Annotated in this window: 16 protein-coding genes; all 16 read right to left on the bottom strand. The window is 64.5% G+C overall.

Annotated features, from left to right (window positions below; all coding sequences use genetic code 11):
* Nucleotides 1-5: 5 nt before the first annotated feature.
* The gene (gene nrdI / locus QN345_RS02095; protein WP_134446783.1) at nucleotides 6-410 is read right to left on the bottom strand and encodes a class Ib ribonucleoside-diphosphate reductase assembly flavoprotein NrdI; all 405 of its coding nucleotides are present in this window, start codon (nucleotides 408-410) and stop codon (nucleotides 6-8) included.
* Between the two features lie 54 nt (nucleotides 411-464).
* On the bottom strand, nucleotides 465-698 hold the full coding sequence (gene nrdH / locus QN345_RS02090) for a glutaredoxin-like protein NrdH (RefSeq protein WP_134446781.1): 234 nt from the start codon (nucleotides 696-698) through the stop codon (nucleotides 465-467).
* Nucleotides 699-1,044: 346 nt separating this feature from the next.
* Nucleotides 1,045-2,070: a LacI family DNA-binding transcriptional regulator gene (locus QN345_RS02085; protein WP_323508423.1), complete on the bottom strand. Its 1,026-nt coding sequence runs from the start codon at nucleotides 2,068-2,070 to the stop codon at nucleotides 1,045-1,047.
* Between the two features lie 105 nt (nucleotides 2,071-2,175).
* Nucleotides 2,176-3,195 carry a galactofuranose ABC transporter, permease protein YjfF gene (gene yjfF / locus QN345_RS02080; protein ID WP_134446775.1) on the bottom strand — a complete coding sequence of 340 codons (1,020 nt, stop codon included), beginning with the start codon at nucleotides 3,193-3,195 and terminating at the stop codon, nucleotides 2,176-2,178.
* Nucleotides 3,192-4,241, bottom strand: a complete 1,050-nt coding sequence (locus QN345_RS02075) for an ABC transporter permease (RefSeq protein WP_134561679.1) — start codon at nucleotides 4,239-4,241, stop codon at nucleotides 3,192-3,194. Before QN345_RS02075 ends, yjfF begins: the two co-directional genes overlap by 4 nt.
* The gene (locus tag QN345_RS02070) at nucleotides 4,238-5,788 is read right to left on the bottom strand and encodes a sugar ABC transporter ATP-binding protein (protein ID WP_134446773.1); all 1,551 of its coding nucleotides are present in this window, start codon (nucleotides 5,786-5,788) and stop codon (nucleotides 4,238-4,240) included. The genes QN345_RS02075 and QN345_RS02070 overlap by 4 nt, the downstream gene beginning before the upstream one ends.
* A gap of 118 nt (nucleotides 5,789-5,906) precedes the next feature.
* A complete protein-coding gene (locus QN345_RS02065; RefSeq protein WP_322188520.1) occupies nucleotides 5,907-6,893 on the bottom strand; it encodes an ABC transporter substrate-binding protein in 987 nt (328 codons plus the stop codon).
* 265 nt (nucleotides 6,894-7,158) lie between these two features.
* Nucleotides 7,159-8,250 (bottom strand): sugar-binding protein, encoded by a 1,092-nt coding sequence (locus tag QN345_RS02060; protein WP_322188522.1) that lies wholly within the window; start codon nucleotides 8,248-8,250, stop codon nucleotides 7,159-7,161.
* A gap of 92 nt (nucleotides 8,251-8,342) precedes the next feature.
* On the bottom strand, nucleotides 8,343-9,668 hold the full coding sequence (gene mmsB, locus QN345_RS02055) for a multiple monosaccharide ABC transporter permease (RefSeq protein ID WP_134558054.1): 1,326 nt from the start codon (nucleotides 9,666-9,668) through the stop codon (nucleotides 8,343-8,345).
* A complete protein-coding gene (mmsA, locus tag QN345_RS02050; protein WP_322188524.1) occupies nucleotides 9,668-11,254 on the bottom strand; it encodes a multiple monosaccharide ABC transporter ATP-binding protein in 1,587 nt (528 codons plus the stop codon). The genes mmsB (QN345_RS02055) and mmsA (QN345_RS02050) overlap by 1 nt, the downstream gene beginning before the upstream one ends.
* 185 nt (nucleotides 11,255-11,439) lie before the next feature.
* Nucleotides 11,440-12,621, bottom strand: a complete 1,182-nt coding sequence (gene mmsB / locus QN345_RS02045) for a multiple monosaccharide ABC transporter permease (protein WP_134446766.1) — start codon at nucleotides 12,619-12,621, stop codon at nucleotides 11,440-11,442.
* Nucleotides 12,618-14,138 carry a multiple monosaccharide ABC transporter ATP-binding protein gene (gene mmsA, locus QN345_RS02040; RefSeq protein ID WP_370294730.1) on the bottom strand — a complete coding sequence of 507 codons (1,521 nt, stop codon included), beginning with the start codon at nucleotides 14,136-14,138 and terminating at the stop codon, nucleotides 12,618-12,620. The genes mmsB (QN345_RS02045) and mmsA (QN345_RS02040) overlap by 4 nt, the downstream gene beginning before the upstream one ends.
* A gap of 134 nt (nucleotides 14,139-14,272) precedes the next feature.
* Nucleotides 14,273-15,397, bottom strand: a complete 1,125-nt coding sequence (gene chvE, locus QN345_RS02035; protein ID WP_134446762.1) for a multiple monosaccharide ABC transporter substrate-binding protein — start codon at nucleotides 15,395-15,397, stop codon at nucleotides 14,273-14,275.
* A gap of 215 nt (nucleotides 15,398-15,612) precedes the next feature.
* On the bottom strand, nucleotides 15,613-16,323 hold the full coding sequence (locus tag QN345_RS02030; RefSeq protein ID WP_134446760.1) for an L-ribulose-5-phosphate 4-epimerase: 711 nt from the start codon (nucleotides 16,321-16,323) through the stop codon (nucleotides 15,613-15,615).
* The gene (locus QN345_RS02025) at nucleotides 16,320-16,451 is read right to left on the bottom strand and encodes a hypothetical protein (protein ID WP_255454105.1); all 132 of its coding nucleotides are present in this window, start codon (nucleotides 16,449-16,451) and stop codon (nucleotides 16,320-16,322) included. Before QN345_RS02025 ends, QN345_RS02030 begins: the two co-directional genes overlap by 4 nt.
* Nucleotides 16,452-16,643: 192 nt before the next feature.
* A partial coding sequence (locus tag QN345_RS02020) for a substrate-binding domain-containing protein (RefSeq protein ID WP_323508420.1) occupies nucleotides 16,644-17,391 on the bottom strand: 748 nt, incomplete at its 5' end.

The raw sequence follows: 17,391 nt of genomic DNA, 5'->3' as shown, positions 1-17,391 counted from the left end.
TACTTTCACGGCTGTTGCTTCCAAAATGATTCCAATCCGTCGTGAACGATGCGCACATCATCCGGAGTTCCCAATACTTCAAATCGATACATATGCGGCACGTTGCACTTTGCCGCGATGATGTCCCCCGCGATGCAGAATGCCGTGCCGAAGTTCATGTTGCCCGCGCCGATCACGCCGCGGATGAGCGAACGGTTGTGTTCGTCGTTCAGGAAGCGGATGACCTGCTTCGGCACAGCTCCCCTGGCCTCGCCGCCGCCATAGGTCGGCACGACGAGCACATAGGGCTCCGTCGCCCGGAGCGGCTCGTCGCGCGCGTACAACGGGATGCGTGCGGCAGGCCGGCCGAGTTTCTCCACGAACCTCTGGGTGTTCCCCGAGGTGCTGGAGAAATAGACGATCTCAGCCATTGGATGCCGGCCTCACTCTCGAACCGCGTGCTTCAGTCCCGTAGCGCAGACCGCTCAGGCGAGACGTGCGGCGAGTTCGTTGATCTTGTCCGGGCGGAAGCCGGACCAGTGGTCCTCGTCGGTGATGACGACGGGCGCCTGCAGGTAGCCGAGTGCCTTGACGGCCTCGAGGGCGTTCTCGTCGACGGAGAGGTCGAGCACTTCGTACTCGATGCCCTTGTTGTCGAGGGCCCGGTAGGTGGCTGTGCACTGCACGCAGGAGGGCTTGGTGTAAACCGTGATTGCCATGTGGAAGGCCTTTCTCGTGGTTCAGAAGAGTAGTGGTTCAGAAGTGAGTGCGCCAGTACGACTGTGCAAGTGCGATGCGGCCCTGCGAAACGCGGGATGTCACGGGTGTTGCGGCGTTGCTGTGCTGGAGATCAATACTACATGTAGTGCCTCCCAATGGGAATGGCCACTACATGCGGTAATTACAATTATGTAGTTATCCACCGACATTCGTGATGTTGTCAACAGGCTGGCGCATTCGGAGGCCCGCTTTCCCGCGGAAATCGCCGGGTTATCCACATCCTGCAGAATCAGCATTCGCACCTCTGTGGATAACTCACCGCGGGCGTGTCGCCGCCGGGAGCGGCTAGGCGCGCGGGGCGGACGACTCGCGGACGACGAGTTCAAGGACCGAGCTCGGCAGGTCGGGCGCCTCCTCGTCCTCGAGCACGGCGAGGAGGGTGCTCAGGATGTTGCGGCCGAGTTCGTCGAAGTCCTGGCGCATGGTCGTCAGTGTCGGGGAGAAGAACGCGGCCTCGGGGATATCGTCGAACCCGATGACGCTCACGCGGTCCGGCACGGCGAGTCCGTTGCGGACGAGGGCGTGGATGAGTCCGAGTGCCATCTGGTCGTTGCCGGCGAACACGGCCGTGAAGTCGCCATAGGCGCCGGATTCGATCAGGTCCATGCCGAGGCGGAACCCGCTCGCAGGCGACCAGTCGCCGATCAGCGGTTCCCTCGCGATGAGGCCGCGGTCGCCCAGTTCGTCACGCCAGCCCCTGGCTCGTTCGATGGCGTCGACGGAGTCGGCCGGTCCGGCGAGGTGCACGATATTGGTGTGGCCGAGTTCGGCGAGGTGCGTGACGGCGATCCGCGCACCGCGGTAGTTGTCGACGCCGACCCGGTGGAATCCGCCGCGGCCGCTCGACTCCACCGCGATGAGGGGCACCCCGAGTTCGATGCCCCTGACGGCCTCGAGGGCGCTGCGGTGCGCCGCGATCAGCACGATCGCCTCGACGTTCTGCCGCAGGAGGAGCTCAACGGCGGAACGCAACGACTCCGGGTCCGACTCGAGCATGCTCGCCATGCTCACCGCGTACCGGGCGTCCCTCGCCGCCTCGTTGAACCGCAGGACGGTGCTCGAGGGTCCGTAGTCCGGTCCTCCTGTTGTGATCAGGCCGATCGTCCGGGAGCGGCGGGTGACGAGGGCGCGCGCAGCGGGTGACGGCCGGTAGCGGAGCTGCTTGATCGCGTTCTCGACACGTTCCCGTGTCGCGGGGCGCACATTGGGAAGGTCGTTGAGCACCCGGGAGACCGTCTGGTGCGAGACGCCGGCCAGCCGCGCGACGTCGAAGATGTTGGCGACGCGCGCCTTCTCATCGTCCTTGCTCACCAGGCTCATTGGCTCCCACCGATGCGTGTTCAACGCATCGTCTCTCTGTCCCCTTATTCTGGCTCACGCGCGGGTGCCGTGGCCGACACGCTCTCGCCGGACGCGTTATCGACGGCGTGCCGTCAGGACCTTCTGAAGGACGATGAAGACGAGGAGGAGCCCGCCGATGAAGATCCGGGTCCACCACGAGCTGAGGGTGCCTTCGAAGGTGATGATCGTCTGGATCGTGCCGAGCACGAGCACGCCGAGCACAGAGCCGAGCACGAAGCCGTACCCACCCGTGAGCAGGGTCCCGCCGATCACGACCGCGGCGATCGCGTCGAGTTCGGTGCCGACCGCCGTGAGGCTGTATCCCGAAAGCGTATAGAAGGTGAAGAGCACCCCGGCAAGGCCGGAGCAGAATCCGCTGATCACGTAGACGAGCACCTTGGTCCTGGCCACCGGCAGTCCCATCAGCATGCCCGACTGTTCCCCGCCGCCGATCGCGTAGACGGTGCGGCCCAGCCGGGAGTAGTGCAGCACGAGGAACGCGACCAGGACCACAAGAAGGGCGATCACGACGCTCGCCGTGATGCTCATGCGACCGCCGAACGAGATCCTGGTCTGCGCGAGGCTGACGAAGACCGGGTCGGTGATCGAGATCGAGTCCTTGCTGATCACGTAGCAGAGTCCCCTGGCGAGGAACATCGCGGCGAGGGTCGCGATGAACGGCTGGATCTTGAAGATGTGAATCATGAGTCCGACCAGGAGTCCGAGCACCGATGTCAGCACGAGGATGAGCGGGATCACGACCGAGGCAGACCAGCCGGACTGGAGCAGGCTCGCGGCGATCATGGTCGACAGGGCGAGGACGGCCCCGACCGACAGGTCGATGCCCCCGGTCAGGATCACGAACGTCATCCCGACCGCCAGCACGATCAGGTAGGCGTTGTCGACGAACAGGTTGAGGATCACGGGCCCGGAAACGAAGCCACGATAGCGGCTGCCACCGATCGCGAAGATGGCGATGAGCAGCACGAGGGTCACGAGGACGGGGCCGTACTTCGGGCTCGTGAACGCGGACGAGACCCGGCCGAGCAGTCGGCGGCCCGCGTCGACGGGCGCGGAGGAGGTGTCGATGCTCATGAGACGGACGCCCTTTCGGCGGTTCGGGTGCCCGGACGTCCCCGGCCGAGTGACCGGCGCCAGCGGCCGAACGTGGCGTTCGTCGTTGGCGACTGCAGCAGGCAGACGGCCGTCACGACCGCGGCCTTGAAGACCATCGTCGCGATGGGTGGGATGCCGACCGTGTACACCGTTGTGACGAGGGTCTGGATGACGAGGGCGCCGACGAGGGTGCCGAGGAGTGAGTACCGGCCGCCTGCGAGAGAGGTTCCTCCGATCACCACCGCGAGGATCGCATCCAGTTCGATGAAGAGGCCGGTGTTGTTGGCATCGGCCGCCGTCTGGTTCGAGGTCAGGATGAGGCCGGCGATGGCGGCCGCGAATGCCGAGAAGGTGTACACGGTGATCAAGAGGCCCCGCGACCGGACGCCGGCCTGCCTGCTCGCCTCCGGATTGATTCCGACCGATTCGATCAGGAGCCCGAGGGCCGTGCGCCGGGTGAGCAGGGCGGCTGCGGCAAAGATGACGGCCGCGATGACGACGGAAACCGGGATGCCGAGGACGAATCCGGACCCGATGACCTTGAAGGGAGGACTGTTCACGGTGAGGATCTGGCCCTCCGTGATAAGCATCGCCGCGCCGCGCCCGGCGGTCATCAGGATCAGCGTCGCGATGATGGGCTGGATCCCGAGCACGGCGACCAGGAACCCGTTCCACAGGCCGAGGACGAGGGCGATCAGGAGCGCGGCGATCACGGCGACCGCGACCGTGCCGATGCTGCCCGGTTCCGGGGAACCGAGGATGATCGAGCAGGCCACGGCACCGGCGATCGCGCACACGGCGCCCACGGAGAGGTCGATCCCACGCGTCGCGATGACGAGAGTCATTCCGACCGCGATGATGAGGGTCGGCGCGCCGTTGCGGGCGATGTCCACGAGGCTGCCGAAAAGGTGCCCGTTCTTGACCTCGAGGCTGAAGAAGCCGGGGAAGGCGACGAGGTTGATGGTGAACAGGACGAGCAGCATCACCACCGGCCAGAACAACCGGCTCGAGAACATCCGGTTCATCGTTCCACCGCCGTCAGTTCGCCGTCGGCGATGATGGCCAGGAGGCTGTCAACGGTCAGGTCGTCATTGACGATGTCGGCGACGAGCCTGCGGTCCCTCATGATCGCGATCCTGCTGCTGAGGCGCAGCACCTCCTCGAGTTCCGCCGAGATGAACAGCACCGACATCCCGTTTTCGGCGAGGTTGACCACGAGTTTCTGGATCTCGGCCTTCGCGCCCACATCGATGCCCCTTGTCGGTTCATCGAGGATCAGCAGCCGCGGCGCGACGGCGAGCCACCTGGCCAGCAACACCTTCTGCTGGTTGCCTCCGGAGAGGTTCCTGACGATGGCGTCTGGGTTGGCCGGCCGGATGTTCAGGGCCTGGATGTAGCTGACCGCGAGCTCGTCGCGGCGCTTCCGAGAGATCGGATGGAACCAGCCGCGGTCAGCCTGCAGCGCGAGCACGATGTTGTCCCGCACGGTGAGGTCCTCGACGATGCCCTCGGCGCGGCGGTTCTCCGAGGAGTAGGCGACTCCCCGCGCGAGGGCCGAACGAGGCGTTCGGAACCGGTGCGGCGTGCCGTCGATCACCAGTTCCCCGGAGTCCGGTCGGTCGATTCCGGAGAGGATCCTGGCGAGCTCGGTGCGCCCGGAGCCCAGGAGACCGGCGAGCCCGACGACCTCGCCGGTGTAGACCCGGAGGTCGACCGGCGCGATGGACCCCTTGCGCCCGAGCGCCGTCGCGGCCAGAAGGGGCACTTCGTCGTCTTCCCCGCCGCCAGGCTCGACGATCCGCCGCTCGAGGGCGTCGAGGATCGCGAGTTCCTTCCCGATCATCTTCTGCACGAGGTCGAGGCGCAGGATCTCTGCCGTGCGGTATTCACCGACGAGTTTGCCGTTCCGAAGGACCGTGAGGCGGTCCGAGATCTCATAGACCTGGTCGAGGAAGTGGGAGACGAAGAGGATCGCGACGCCCTCGGCCTTGAGCTCGCGGATCACCCGGAAGAGTTCGGCGACTTCGTCGGCGTCGAGGCTCGACGTCGGCTCGTCGAGGATCAGGACCTTCGCGTTGACGTCGATGGCCCTGGCGATCGCGACGAGCTGCTGGACAGCGAGCGAGTGCGAACCGAGCAGTGAACCGGGATCGATGTCGAGGTGCAGGCCGCGGAGGAGTTCCACAGCCCGACGCCGGGTGGCCCGCCAATCGATGCCGCCGAACCGGCGGGGTTCCCGACCGAGCATGATGTTCTCGGCGACGCTCAGGTTTCCGAGCAGGTTCACCTCCTGATAGACGGTGCTGATCCCGGCATTCTGGGCCTGGGCGGGGCCCGCGAACGAGACCCGGTTGCCGGCGAGCAGGATCTCGCCGCTGTCGGCCGGGCCGCTGTCGATCGCATAGACACCGGTCAGCGCCTTGATCAGGGTCGACTTGCCTGCACCGTTCTCCCCGAGCAGCGAGTGCACCTCGCCGGGGAACATCCGGAAGTTCACCCCGTCGAGGGCCTTGACGCCGGGGAAGGAGATCGAGATGTTCGTCATCTCGACGACGGGGGCCTGTGCGTTCATTCACGTTCTCTCTTCATCGTCGTGCGAGCGGATGCCGGTTCCCGGCGGCAGGGACCGGCCGGCCGGATGGCCTGCCGATTCGAGCCGCCGGAGACCGGCGAAGCGGTACCGGATCCGCTCAGTACTGACGGGTGGGAAGTGCGGCAGTCGCCTGCTCCTGGGTGAAGGTCGTCTCCTCCGTCAGGATGCGCTTCTCGACGCTCTCCCCCGCGACGACCTTCTTGACGATGTCGACCAGCTGCTTGCCGAGGAGCGGAGAGCACTCGACGATGAAGTTGATCTTGCCGTCGGAGAGCGCCTGCATGCCGTCCTTCACTGCGTCGATGGTGACGATCTTGATGTCCTTCCCCGGCACCTTGCCCGCCGCTTCGACGGCCTCGATCGCGCCGAGGCCCATGTCGTCGTTGTGGGCGAAGATCAGGGTGGCGTCCGGGTTGGACTTCAGGAGCGCCTCGGTGACCTGCTTTCCGCCCGCCCTCGTGAAGTCGCCGGTCTGCGAAGCGACGATCTGGAACTTCGGATCGGCCTTGATGACGTCGGCGAAGCCCTGTGCGCGGTCGATGGCGGGAGCCGCGCCCGTTGTGCCCTCGAGTTGGATGATCTTGACCGGATCGGTCTGGTTCTTGTATTCGTCGACGACCCACTGGCCGGCCTTCTGGCCTTCCTTGACGAAGTCGGAACCGAGGAAGCTCACGTAGAGGCTGTCGTCCTTCGAGTCGACGGCACGGTCCGTGAGGACGACCGGAATCCCGGCGTCCTTCGCTTCCTTCAGGACCGCGTCCCAGCCGGTCTCGACGACGGGAGAGAACGCGATGACGTCGACGCCCTGGGTGATGTACGAGCGGATGGCCTTGATCTGGTTCTCCTGCTTCTGTTGCGCATCCGAGAACTTGAGCTGCATTCCGGACGCGGCGAACGCATCCTGGATGTCCTTCGTGTTCGCGGTCCGCCAGCCGCTCTCCGCGCCGACCTGGGCGAAGCCGACGACGATGTCGCCCGGTGCCTTCGCAGCGCCCGTCGAGCTGGTGTCTGCGGCAGTGGAACATCCCGTGAGGGCCAGGAGAAAGGCGCCGACGGCGACCGCTCCGATCATCTTCCTGATCATGTGACTAAACCTCCTTGTTTAGCGTCCCGGCGGAACATTCTGCTGCGTGTCTCGGTGCCGGGCGACCAGGTCGTTCTGGTCGATGTCGAAATGTTAGCGCTCACAAGCGCGCGTTCACAAGCCCTCCCGATATCTTTTCGATCTCCTGTGAAGCGGGGATCCCCGGCATCCGTTCGGCGATTGTGAACGCTCATAACCGAGGCCCCTCATGCAAGCGGAGCCGACCCCTGGCCGGGGCCGGCTCCGCCGGATGATGCGATATCTGTTACTTGGTGAGCGGCGAGAGCTTGGGATCGTTCGCGTAGGCCTCTGCCGCGTTGGCCTTCGTCACGATGACCGGAGGCAACAGGTAGGCGGGAACGATCTTGACGCCGTTGTCGTACGACTTGGTGTCGTTCACGTCGACGGCCTCGCCCTTCTGCAACGCCTGGGCCATCTTGATGGCCTGGGCGACGAGCAGGCGGGTGTCCTTGTTGATCGTGGAGTACTGCTCACCGGCCATGATCGACTTGACCGACTCCACCTCGGAGTCCTGGCCGGTCACGATCGGGATGGGCTTGCCTGCTGCCTTCACCGAGGTGATGATCGCGCGCGCCAGGGTGTCGTTCGGGGAGAGCACGCCGTCGAGGGCCTTGTCCCCGTAGGTGCTGGTCAGGAGCGAGTCCATCCGGCTCTGCGCGTTCTCGGCCTTCCAGCCGGCGGTCGCCGTCTGCTTGATGTCGGTCTGGCCGGAGGCGACGACGAGGGTGCCGGCGTCGATCTTCGGCTGGAGAATGCTCATCGCGCCGTTGAAGAAGACCGCGGAGTTGGCGTCGTCGGAGGAACCGGAGAAGAGCTCGATGTTGTACGGCCCGGCCGCCTTCCGGGAGGCGAGCCCATCGAGGAGGGCCTGGCCCTGGAGCTCACCGACCTTGAAGTTGTCGTACGCCACGTAGTAGTCCACGTCCGGCGTGTTGAGGATCAGCCGGTCGTAGGCGATGACCGTCGCACCCGCGTCCTTCGCCGCCTTCACCTGGGTGCCGAGCTGGCCGCCGTCTGCCGCGCCGATGATGATGACCTTGGCGCCGTTGGTGACCATCGCCGAGATCTGGTCCTGCTGGTCTTTGACCGTCGTCGAGGCGCCGGCGTACTGCACGTCGCCCTTGAACCCGGCCGTCTTGAGGCCGTCTTCGAAGAGGCCTCCGGCGAGGACCCAGTTCTCAGAGGTCTTCGAGGGAAGCGCGACGCCGATCACCGAGTCCGCCGGGAATCCGGCGGCCGCTGTGGAACCGCCCGTGGTGTCGGTGCGGGTGGAACACCCGGAGAGTGCCATCAGGGCTACGGCGGCGAGCGCTGTAGTCGCAAGGAGTTTTCGCATGTTCGATCGCTTTCTACTCAATGTGGTGGAGCAGGGATTGTGCTGTGCTGGGTGTGGAGCGAGATCGGGAGAGGTCATGCGGATGCCGCGGATCAGGAGGGCATGCTCGCCGGCGGTCTGGCCGTGTCCGGCGTCCCGGAGTCGGGGACGACCATCGGCGCTTCGTCCGGAGCCGGGGTGGTCTTCCGGTTCCGGGTCATGAACCCGAGGATCGACGGCCGGCCCTGTTTCTTGTTCCAGACATCCACCCCCACGGCGAGGAGAAGCACGAGACCCTTGATGATCTGCACCCGGTCGCTTCCGACACCGAGGAGCTGGAGCCCGTTGTTGAGCACGGCCATCACGAGACCGCCGATGATGGAGCCCGTGACCGTGCCGATTCCGCCGGAGACCGCCGCACCGCCGATGAAGACGGCGGCGATGGCGTCGAGCTCCCAGCTCAGCCCGTCCTGCGGTCCGGAAGCGACCGAGCGGGCGACGAAGATCATGCCGGCGAGGGCGGCCAGGATCGACATGTTCATCATCACGAGGAAGTTGATCCGGCGGGACTTGACGCCGGAGAGTTCGGCGGCGAGCTTGTTTCCGCCGACCGCGTAGACGTGACGGCCGAAGATCGTGTTCCGGGTGACGAACGAGTACACGAGCACGAGCACCCCGAGGATGATCCCGGAGACCGGGAAGCTCGTTCCGGTGCGGCCGCCCGCGAAGAGGAAGGACGCGTAGACGACGACCGCATTGAGCAGCACGACCTTGACGACGCTCGCCCAGAGCGGGGACGGCGTCGAACCCATGATCCGCTGCACGCGGCGCGCCCGGATCTCCCGCCAGATCACGGCGATCACAATGATGAGCCCGAGCAGGAGGGTGAGGTTGTTGTACCCGGTGTACGGCCCCACCTCCGGAAGATACCCGGAGCCGATGGTGGTGAAGCCAGGGGGGACGGGCACCGTGTTCGCGTTGCCGATCAGCTGGTTGCCGCCGCGGAAGATGAGCATGCCGGCGAGGGTGACGATGAAGGCCGGCACTCCGACGAAGGCGACCCACCAACCCTGCCACGCCCCGATCAGCATGCCCACGAAGAGGCCGAAGAGGATGGCGAGAGGCCAGGGCAGGTTCCAGTCCTTCATCGAGGTTGCGACGACGATGCCCACGAACGCGGCGACGGACCCGACGGACAGGTCGATGTGCCCGGCGATGATCACGATCACCATCCCGATGGCGAGGATCAGGATGTACGAGTACTGGCTGACGAGGTTGATCAGGTTGCCTGAGGACAGGGTCAGGCCGTTGGTGAGGTACTGGAAGAGCAGGATGATCGCGATCAGGCTGAAGAGGATGCCGAACTGACGCAGGTTTCCCCCGCCGAACAGCTTCCGCGCGCTGCGCGCCTCGCTCGTGGTCGTGGTCTCGGTAGTCATCAGCTGCGAACCTTCTTTCTGGCGCTCGTCATGCTCTTCATCAGGGTCTCCGGGTCGGCCTCCGCCGCGGGGATGCAGTCCGTGATCGCACCCTCGAAGACCGTGTAGATGCGGTCGGCGAGCCCCAGGAGCTCAGGGAGTTCCGAGGAGATCAGGATGACGCCCTTCCCCTGCGCCGCGAGGTTCTGGATGATGCCGTAGATCTCGTACTTGGCGCCGACGTCGATGCCCCGGGTGGGTTCGTCGAGGATGAGCAGGTCGGGGTCCGTGAACATCCACTTGGCGAGGACGACCTTCTGCTGGTTGCCGCCGGAGAGCTTGCTGACCCCGGAATCGACCGTCGGCGTCTTGATCCGGAGGCTCGTGCGGTAGCCCTCCGCGATCGAGTACTCCTTGCCGTCGTTGACGACGGGACCGGCCGAGATCTTGGAGAGCTTCGCGGACACGATCGAACGCTTCACGTCGTCGAGCAGGTTGAGGCCGAGCGCCTTGCGGTCTTCACTCACATAGGCGAGTCCGTGGTCGATGGCCTCTGCCACGTTCCTCAGTTCGATCTCCTTGCCGTCCTTGAACATCCGTCCGGAGAGGAAGGTGCCGTAGGACCGGCCGAAAATACTCATCGCGAGTTCGGTGCGGCCGGCTCCCATGAGCCCGGCGATGCCGACGATCTCCCCGCGCCGCACGGTGAGGCTCGAGTTCTTGACCACCATCCGCTCCGTGACCTGCGGATGCTGCACGTTCCAGTCCCTGACCTCGAAGAACACCTCTCCGATCCTCGGGACATGGTCGGGGAAGCGGCTCTCGAGGCTCCTGCCGACCATGCCGCGGATGATGCGGTCCTCGTTGACCCCGTCCCGCACGACGTCGAGGGTCTCGATCGTCTTCCCGTCACGGATGATCGTGATGGAGTCGGCGACCTGTTCGATCTCGTTGAGCTTGTGGGAGATCATGATCGACGTGATCCCCTTGCCTTTGAGACCCCGGATCAGGTCGAGCAGGTGCTGCGAGTCTGCCTCGTTGAGCGCCGCGGTCGGCTCGTCGAGGATCAGGAGCTTGACCGACTTACTGAGCGCCTTGGCGATCTCCACGAGTTGCTGCTTGCCGACGCCGATGTTCTTGATCAGGGTGTCCGGATCTTCGCGGAGCCCGACCCGCGCGAGCAGTTCGAGGGCGGTCTTCTTGGCCGTGATCCAGTCGATCGCGCCCCACCGGGTCGGCTCGTTGCCGAGGAAGATGTTCTCGGTGATGGACAGCTCGGGGATCAGCGCGAGTTCCTGGTGGATGATCGCGATCCCGGCTTCCTCGCTCGAGCGGATGTCCCGGAAATGCACGGTCCTGCCCTGGTAGACGATGTCGCCGTCATAGGTCCCGTACTGGTACACCCCGGAGAGCACTTTCATGAGGGTGGATTTGCCTGCGCCGTTCTCACCGCAGATGGCGTGGATCTCCCCTGCCTTCACGGTGAGGGACACGTCGGACAGGGCCTTGACCCCGGGGAACTCCTTCGTGATCGATCGCATTTCCAGAATGACCGGCCCGTCCGCGCGGACGGGCTCGTCGTTCATGACGTGCTGGGTGGACATCATTGTGCTCCTTGCGCCAGATGCCACAGATAGTAACCGGCAGTGGCCGCGAGCAACAGGCTCCCTGCTGCCGCGACGTGTCACGCTTGGGTAACGGCTGATCGGATACACAAAAGGCAGATCGCAGGCGCAAAAAAGCGGGCCGGTCGTCCGAAGACGACCGGCCCGCTCTCGCGTGTTTGTGCGGGTCAGCGACCGCCGGAGCGACGCTTGTTGTACACGTCGAACGCGACGGCACCGAGCAGCACCAGGCCCTTGATGAGCTGCTGGTACTCCGTTCCGACACCGAGGATCGACATGCCGTTGTTCAGCAGCCCGATGATGAAACCACCGATGATGGCGCCGGTGACGGTACCGATACCACCGGTGACCGCGGCGCCACCGATGAAGACGGCGGCGATGGCGTCGAGTTCGAAGCCGTCACCGGCCTTCGGGTTGGCGAGGTTGAGCTGGGCGGTGAAGACGAGCCCGGCGAGTGCCGAGATGACGCCCATGTTCACGAAGAGCATGAAGGTGACGCGCTTGGTCTTGATGCCCGACAGTGCAGCGGCGTTCAGGTTGCCACCGATGGCGTAGATGTGGCGGCCGAAGACGCTGTTCGACATCACGGATGCGTAGACGACGATCAGGACGCCGAGGACGATCAGGACGATGGGCGTGCCACGGTAGCTCGCGAGCAGGTACGTGATGCCGAGGATCATCGCTGCGGTGAACACCAGCTTGGTGAGGAACCAGGCGAACGGCTCGTCTTCGACGTCGTACTTCGCGCGGGCACGGCGCTGGCGGATGCCCTGGAGCACCAGGAAGAGCGTCGCAATGATGCCGATACCGAGGGTCAGCGGTTCGACAGCACTGGTTCCGCCGCCGAGGTCGGGGAGGAATCCGCTGCCGAGGGCGCGGAATTCGTCGGGGAACGGCGAGATCTGCTTGTTCTGCAGTGCTATCTGGGTGAGCCCACGGAAGGTGAGCATACCGGCCAAGGTCACGATGAAGGCCGGTATCCCGAAGTAGGCGATCCAGAAGCCCTGCCACATTCCCACGAGGGCGCCGACACCGAGGCACAGGATGATCGCGAGCCACCACGGCACATTCCACTGCGTGATCATCACGCCGGACATGGCGCCGACGAAGGCGACGACCGAACCGACCGAGAGGTCGATGTGGCCGGCGATGATGACCATGACCATGCCGACGGCGAGGATCAGGATGTAGCTGTTCTGCACGATCAGGTTCGTGACGTTGATCGGCTTCAGGGTGATGCCGTTGGTGGCCACCTGGAAGAAGATCACGATCGCGATCAGGGCGATGAACAGGCCGATTTGCCGCAGCTGGCCGGCGAGGTAATTAAGTGAAGATCTGAACACGCTCATCGCTTGTCCTTGTCCCTTTCCTGGGTCATGTTTTGCATAAGGAATTCGGCCGTCGTCTGCCCGCGGGCGACGTCCGCCGTGATCCGGCCTTCGAAGATGGTGTAGATCCGGTCGCAGATGCCGATCAGTTCCGGCAGTTCGGACGAGATCACGATGACGCCCTTGCCTGCGTCGGCGAGGCGGTTGATGATTCCGTAGATCTCATACTTGGCGCCGACGTCGATGCCGCGGGTGGGCTCGTCGAGGATGAGGACATCCGGGTCGGAGAACATCCACTTGGACAGCACGACCTTCTGCTGGTTTCCGCCGGAGAGCTTCCCGGCGAGGGCCTCAACCGTCGGAGCCTTGATGTTCATGCTCTTGCGGTAGCCCTCTGCGACGACGATCTCCTGGTTGGAGTCCACCCAGCCGCGCTTGGCGATCTTGTGCATGCCCACCGTGGAGATGTTGCGTTTGATGTCCTCGATCAGGTTGAGACCGTACCGCTTGCGATCCTCGGTTGCGTACGCCAGGCCGTGATCGATGGCGTTCGCTACCGTGCTCGTGTTGATCTTGACGCCGTTCTTGTACACGGTGCCGGAGATGTTGTGCCCGTAGCTGTGGCCGAAGACGCTCATCGCGAGCTCGGTCCTGCCCGCGCCCATCAGCCCGGCGATGCCGACGATCTCGCCGGCCCTGACGGTGATGTTCGCGTCCTTGACAACCCGGCGCTGGTGGTCGAGCGGGTGGTAGACGTTCCAGTCTTCGACCCGGAGGAGTTCCTCACCGATGTTCGGCGTGTGGTCGGGGTAGCGGCTGCCGAGGTCGCGGCCGACCATGCCCTTGATGATGCGCTCCTCGGAGATGTCATCGGTGTGCATGTCGAGCGTCTCGATGAGCTTGCCGTCACGGATGATGGTGACCTCGTCGGCGATGGCCTTGATCTCGTTCAGCTTGTGGCTGATCATGATCGAGGTGACGCCCTGGCCCTTGAGGTGCTTCATCAGGTCGAGCAGGTGCGCGGAGTCCTCGTCGTTGAGTGCTGCGGTCGGCTCGTCCAGGATCAGGAGTTTGACCTCCTTGGACAGGGCCTTCGCGATTTCCACGAGCTGCTGCTTGCCGACGCCGATGTCGCGGATCTTGGTGATCGGGTTGTCCTTGAGACCGACCCTGGCGAGCAGCTTGGCTGCCTCCATGTTGGTCTTGTTCCAGTCGATCCAGCCGTTGTTCTGCTGCTCGTTGCCGAGGAAGATGTTCTCGGCGATGGAGAGGAACGGGCTCAGCGCCAGCTCCTGGTGGATGATGACGACGCCTGAGGCCTCGGAGTCATTGATGGATTTAAAGGCCACCGGCTCATTTTCGAAGACGATCTCGCCCTCGTATGTGCCGTGCGGGTAGACGCCGGAGAGCACCTTCATCAAGGTGGACTTTCCTGCACCGTTTTCACCGCAAATCGCGTGGATGTGGCCTCGCTTCACCGCGAGGGAAACGTCCTGGAGGGCTTTCACTCCGGGAAAGGTTTTCGTGATGCTGCGCATCTCGAGAATATTCGTTGTCACCGTTACTTCTTCTTCCGGTGGAGAGAGGGTGGGTGGTGGTTGTGGTGCTGGTGCTTTCGGTGCTGGCAGTGGCGGCGGGGTGACCCGCCGCCACTGCCGGGGGAGCGAAGAACCTACTTGAGGTCGGCCTCGGTGTAGTAACCGGTGTCGACGAGCAGGGCCTTGTAGTTGTCCTTGGTAACGACCTGCGGAGCGAACAGGAAGGTCGGGACGACCTTGACCTTGTTGTTGTAGCTCTTCGTGTCGTTGACCTCGGGGGTCTTGCCGTTGAGCAGGTCGTCAGCCATCTTCACGGCCTCGTCGCCGAGCTGGCGCGTGTCCTTGTAGATGGAGGAGTACTGCTGGCCGGCGATGATCGACTTGACCGAAGCGGCCTCGGAGTCCTGACCGGTGATGATCGGGAGCTTGTCGGTGGCGTATCCCGAGCTCGTCAGAGCCGAGATGATGCCGATGGAGAGACCGTCATACGGGGAGAGCACGCCGTCGACCTTGGAGCCGTCGGAGTAGGTGCTCGCGATGAGGTTCTGCATCCGCTTCTGGGCGGTCGCCGGGTCCCAACGCAGGGTGGCGACCTGGGTGAAGCTGACCTGGCCGCTCTTGACGACGATGACGCCCTTGTCGATGTACGGCTGCAGGACGGAGATGGCGCCGTTGAAGAAGAACGTGGCGTTGTTGTCGTCGGGGCTGCCGCCGAAGAGTTCGACGTTGAACGGGCCGGTCTTGCCGGTGTCCTTGCCGTCCTTGTCCAGCACGCCGAGTCCGGTGAGCAGGCTCGTGGCCTGCAGCACGCCGACCTCGTTGTTGTCGAACGTGGTGTAGTAGTCGACGTTCTTGTTGCCGTTGATCAGGCGGTCGTACGCGATGACCTTGACGCCGGCCGCTGCGGCCTGGTCAAGCTGGTCGCTGAGCGCGGTGCCGTCGATCGACGCGATGATGAGGATCTTCGCGCCCTTCGTCAGCATGTTGCTGATCTGCTGGACCTGGGTGGGGATCTTGTCTTCGCCGTATTCGAGGTCGACCTTGTAGCCGAGCTTCTCGAGGGAGGCCTTGACAGCGTCGCCGTCCTTGATCCAGCGCTCGCTGGACTTGGTGGGCATTGCGACGCCGACAAGTGCACCGGCGTTGGCGCCCGCTGCAGCGGTGGTGGTGGCTGTGTCGCCACGTCCGCCGGAGCAGGCAGCGAGGGAGAGTGCGAGTCCAATGGCAGCGATGCCTGCGAGGACCTTACTTGTCTTCACTGAATTACCTTTCGTGGATCTGTTATCAACTCTGATGGCAGTTGTATTGGTGCTGCTATGTGATTACAGGCCTTGTGCCAGTCGGTAGTAGGCCTGGTTCCAACGCACCTAGCGGGTGAAATCCCGAAGGGTGGTGGTCTTATCGGTCACGAGAAGCTCGGTGCGAGCAATCGCGGCGAAATCGTGGGGGTCGAGAGTGGTGGAGAGAGCGGGCATCACTTCAGTGCTCCTTGCGGCGCTTGTCCGTAGACGTTCTGATAGCGGTTGTAGAGGGAGTCGATCGCGGCCTGCGGGATCGGGATGAGTGCTCCGCCCTGGCGGGCGATGTGCACGGTGCGGGCGACGTCTTCGACCATGACCGCGGCCTTGACCGCGTCCCTGGCGTCCTTGCCGATCGTGAAGGGGCCGTGGTTCTGCATCAGGACGGCCCGGGACCGGTGTCCCGTGAGGGCCGCGACGATGCCGCGGCCGATCGTGTCGTCACCGATGATCGCGAAGGTGCCGATCGGGATCGGGCCGCCGAACTCGTCGGCCATGGCCGTGATCACGCAGGGGATCTCCTCACCGCGGGCGGCCCAGGCGGTCGCGTAGGTGGAGTGCGTGTGCACGACACCGCCGATCTCGGGCATGTTGCGGTAGACGTAGGCGTGGGCGGCGGTGTCGCTCGACGGGGAACGGTCCGAGCCGGGGGTGCCGGGGATCACTGCGCCGTCGAGGTCGCACAGGATCATGTTCTCCGGGGCGAGGTCGGCGTAGTCGACGCCGCTCGGCTTGATCACGAAGAGGTCTGCGCCCGGGACGCGGCCGGAGACGTTGCCGCCGGTCCAGACCACGAGGCCGTTGCGGGTGAGTTCGGCGTGGAGGTCGGCGACATCGGCGCGGATGCGAGCGATCGCGACCTCGATCTGGGGTCCGTAGGTGCTCATGCGAACGCCACCGTACCGGTGGAGATACCCGCACCGCGCGTGAGGGCGTTCGGTCGGCGATCGCCTCCGATGACAGAGATCTCGGCGGATGCGTCGGCTGCGGGCGCGGCCTGTGCGTTCTCGATCACGAAATTCGACTCCTTTGTCATGCGGTGCTGAGGCCATGGCCGTCTGCGTACTCACGTGCGTACTTACATTGTCACGAAATGTGAACGGTCACAATCGCTGTGCTCACACTACGCCCGCAGTGGGCGTCCTTGTCAAGTCAGGGCGAAAAAGTGGCTGGTTGCGTTTTGGTAACCACCCGAAACGCGCCGGATTCAGAAGGCAGGGGGCCCTGTGGAGCCACGGACGATGAGCTCGGGAATGATCGGTGCGCGGAACTTGTCCGGGTCGTCACCGGCGATGGTGCCGAGCAGGAGGGCGATGCACCGGCGGCCCAGTTCCGCGAAGTCCTGGCGCACGGTCGTGAGCGGCGGCCAGAAGTGTGGCGCCTCCGGAATATCGTCGAACCCGACGATGCTCACATCCCGTGGGATGTCGAGCCCCGCATCCCTGACCGCGTGCATGATCCCGAGCGCCATCTGGTCGTTCGAGGAGAAAATGGCGGTGAAGTCGCGTTGCCGCAACAGTTCGCGCCCGGCGTGATAGCCGAAGTCCGCCGTCCAGTCCCCGAGGATCGGGGCGGTCGTCGGCACGTCCATCGCCCCCATTTCCTCCAGGAACCCGCGCATCCGCGCCTCGGCCTCGATCCAGTCCTGCGGCCCGGCGAGGTGGAAGATGCGCCGGTGCCCGAGGTCGATGAGATGCCGTGTGGCCAGTCGTGCACCGTGGATCTGGTCGACGGAGAGTGCGTGGTCATTGGGCCGGCCCGTCGACTGGAGTGTGACATACGGCACCTCGATCGAGAGCTGTTCGAGGACGTCGAAGACGCGGACCTGGGGGGCGATGACCACGATCCCCTCGACCGACTGGTACATCAGGTGGTCGAGTGCCGCTTCGATCGAGACAGTGTCGACCGAGGTCAGGTTCGCGGTGTTGACGTAATAGCCCGCCTCCCGCGCCGCA

It is taken from the genome of Cryobacterium sp. 10I1 (genome assembly GCF_035019805.1).
In the GTDB taxonomy this organism is placed as follows: Bacteria; Actinomycetota; Actinomycetes; order Actinomycetales; family Microbacteriaceae; genus Cryobacterium; species Cryobacterium glucosi.
The sequence above is the reverse complement of the archived record's forward strand: the minus strand, read 5'-3'. Positions and strand labels throughout refer to the sequence as shown.

What these genes read in the sequence shown, in the direction of transcription:
- nrdI (WP_134446783.1), bottom strand. Translation starts at nt 410, where the DNA reads ATGGCTGAGATCGTCTATTTCTCCAGCACCTCGGGGAACACCCAGAGG.
- nrdH (WP_134446781.1), bottom strand. Translation starts at nt 698, where the DNA reads ATGGCAATCACGGTTTACACCAAGCCCTCCTGCGTGCAGTGCACAGCC.
- yjfF (WP_134446775.1), bottom strand. Translation starts at nt 3,195, where the DNA reads ATGAGCATCGACACCTCCTCCGCGCCCGTCGACGCGGGCCGCCGACTG.
- QN345_RS02075 (WP_134561679.1), bottom strand. Translation starts at nt 4,241, where the DNA reads ATGAACCGGATGTTCTCGAGCCGGTTGTTCTGGCCGGTGGTGATGCTG.
- QN345_RS02070 (WP_134446773.1), bottom strand. Translation starts at nt 5,788, where the DNA reads ATGAACGCACAGGCCCCCGTCGTCGAGATGACGAACATCTCGATCTCC.
- QN345_RS02065 (WP_322188520.1), bottom strand. Translation starts at nt 6,893, where the DNA reads ATGATCAGGAAGATGATCGGAGCGGTCGCCGTCGGCGCCTTTCTCCTG.
- QN345_RS02060 (WP_322188522.1), bottom strand. Translation starts at nt 8,250, where the DNA reads ATGCGAAAACTCCTTGCGACTACAGCGCTCGCCGCCGTAGCCCTGATG.
- mmsB (WP_134558054.1), bottom strand. Translation starts at nt 9,668, where the DNA reads ATGACTACCGAGACCACGACCACGAGCGAGGCGCGCAGCGCGCGGAAG.
- mmsA (WP_322188524.1), bottom strand. Translation starts at nt 11,254, where the DNA reads ATGATGTCCACCCAGCACGTCATGAACGACGAGCCCGTCCGCGCGGAC.
- mmsB (WP_134446766.1), bottom strand. Translation starts at nt 12,621, where the DNA reads ATGAGCGTGTTCAGATCTTCACTTAATTACCTCGCCGGCCAGCTGCGG.
- mmsA (WP_370294730.1), bottom strand. Translation starts at nt 14,138, where the DNA reads ATGCGCAGCATCACGAAAACCTTTCCCGGAGTGAAAGCCCTCCAGGAC.
- QN345_RS02030 (WP_134446760.1), bottom strand. Translation starts at nt 16,323, where the DNA reads ATGAGCACCTACGGACCCCAGATCGAGGTCGCGATCGCTCGCATCCGC.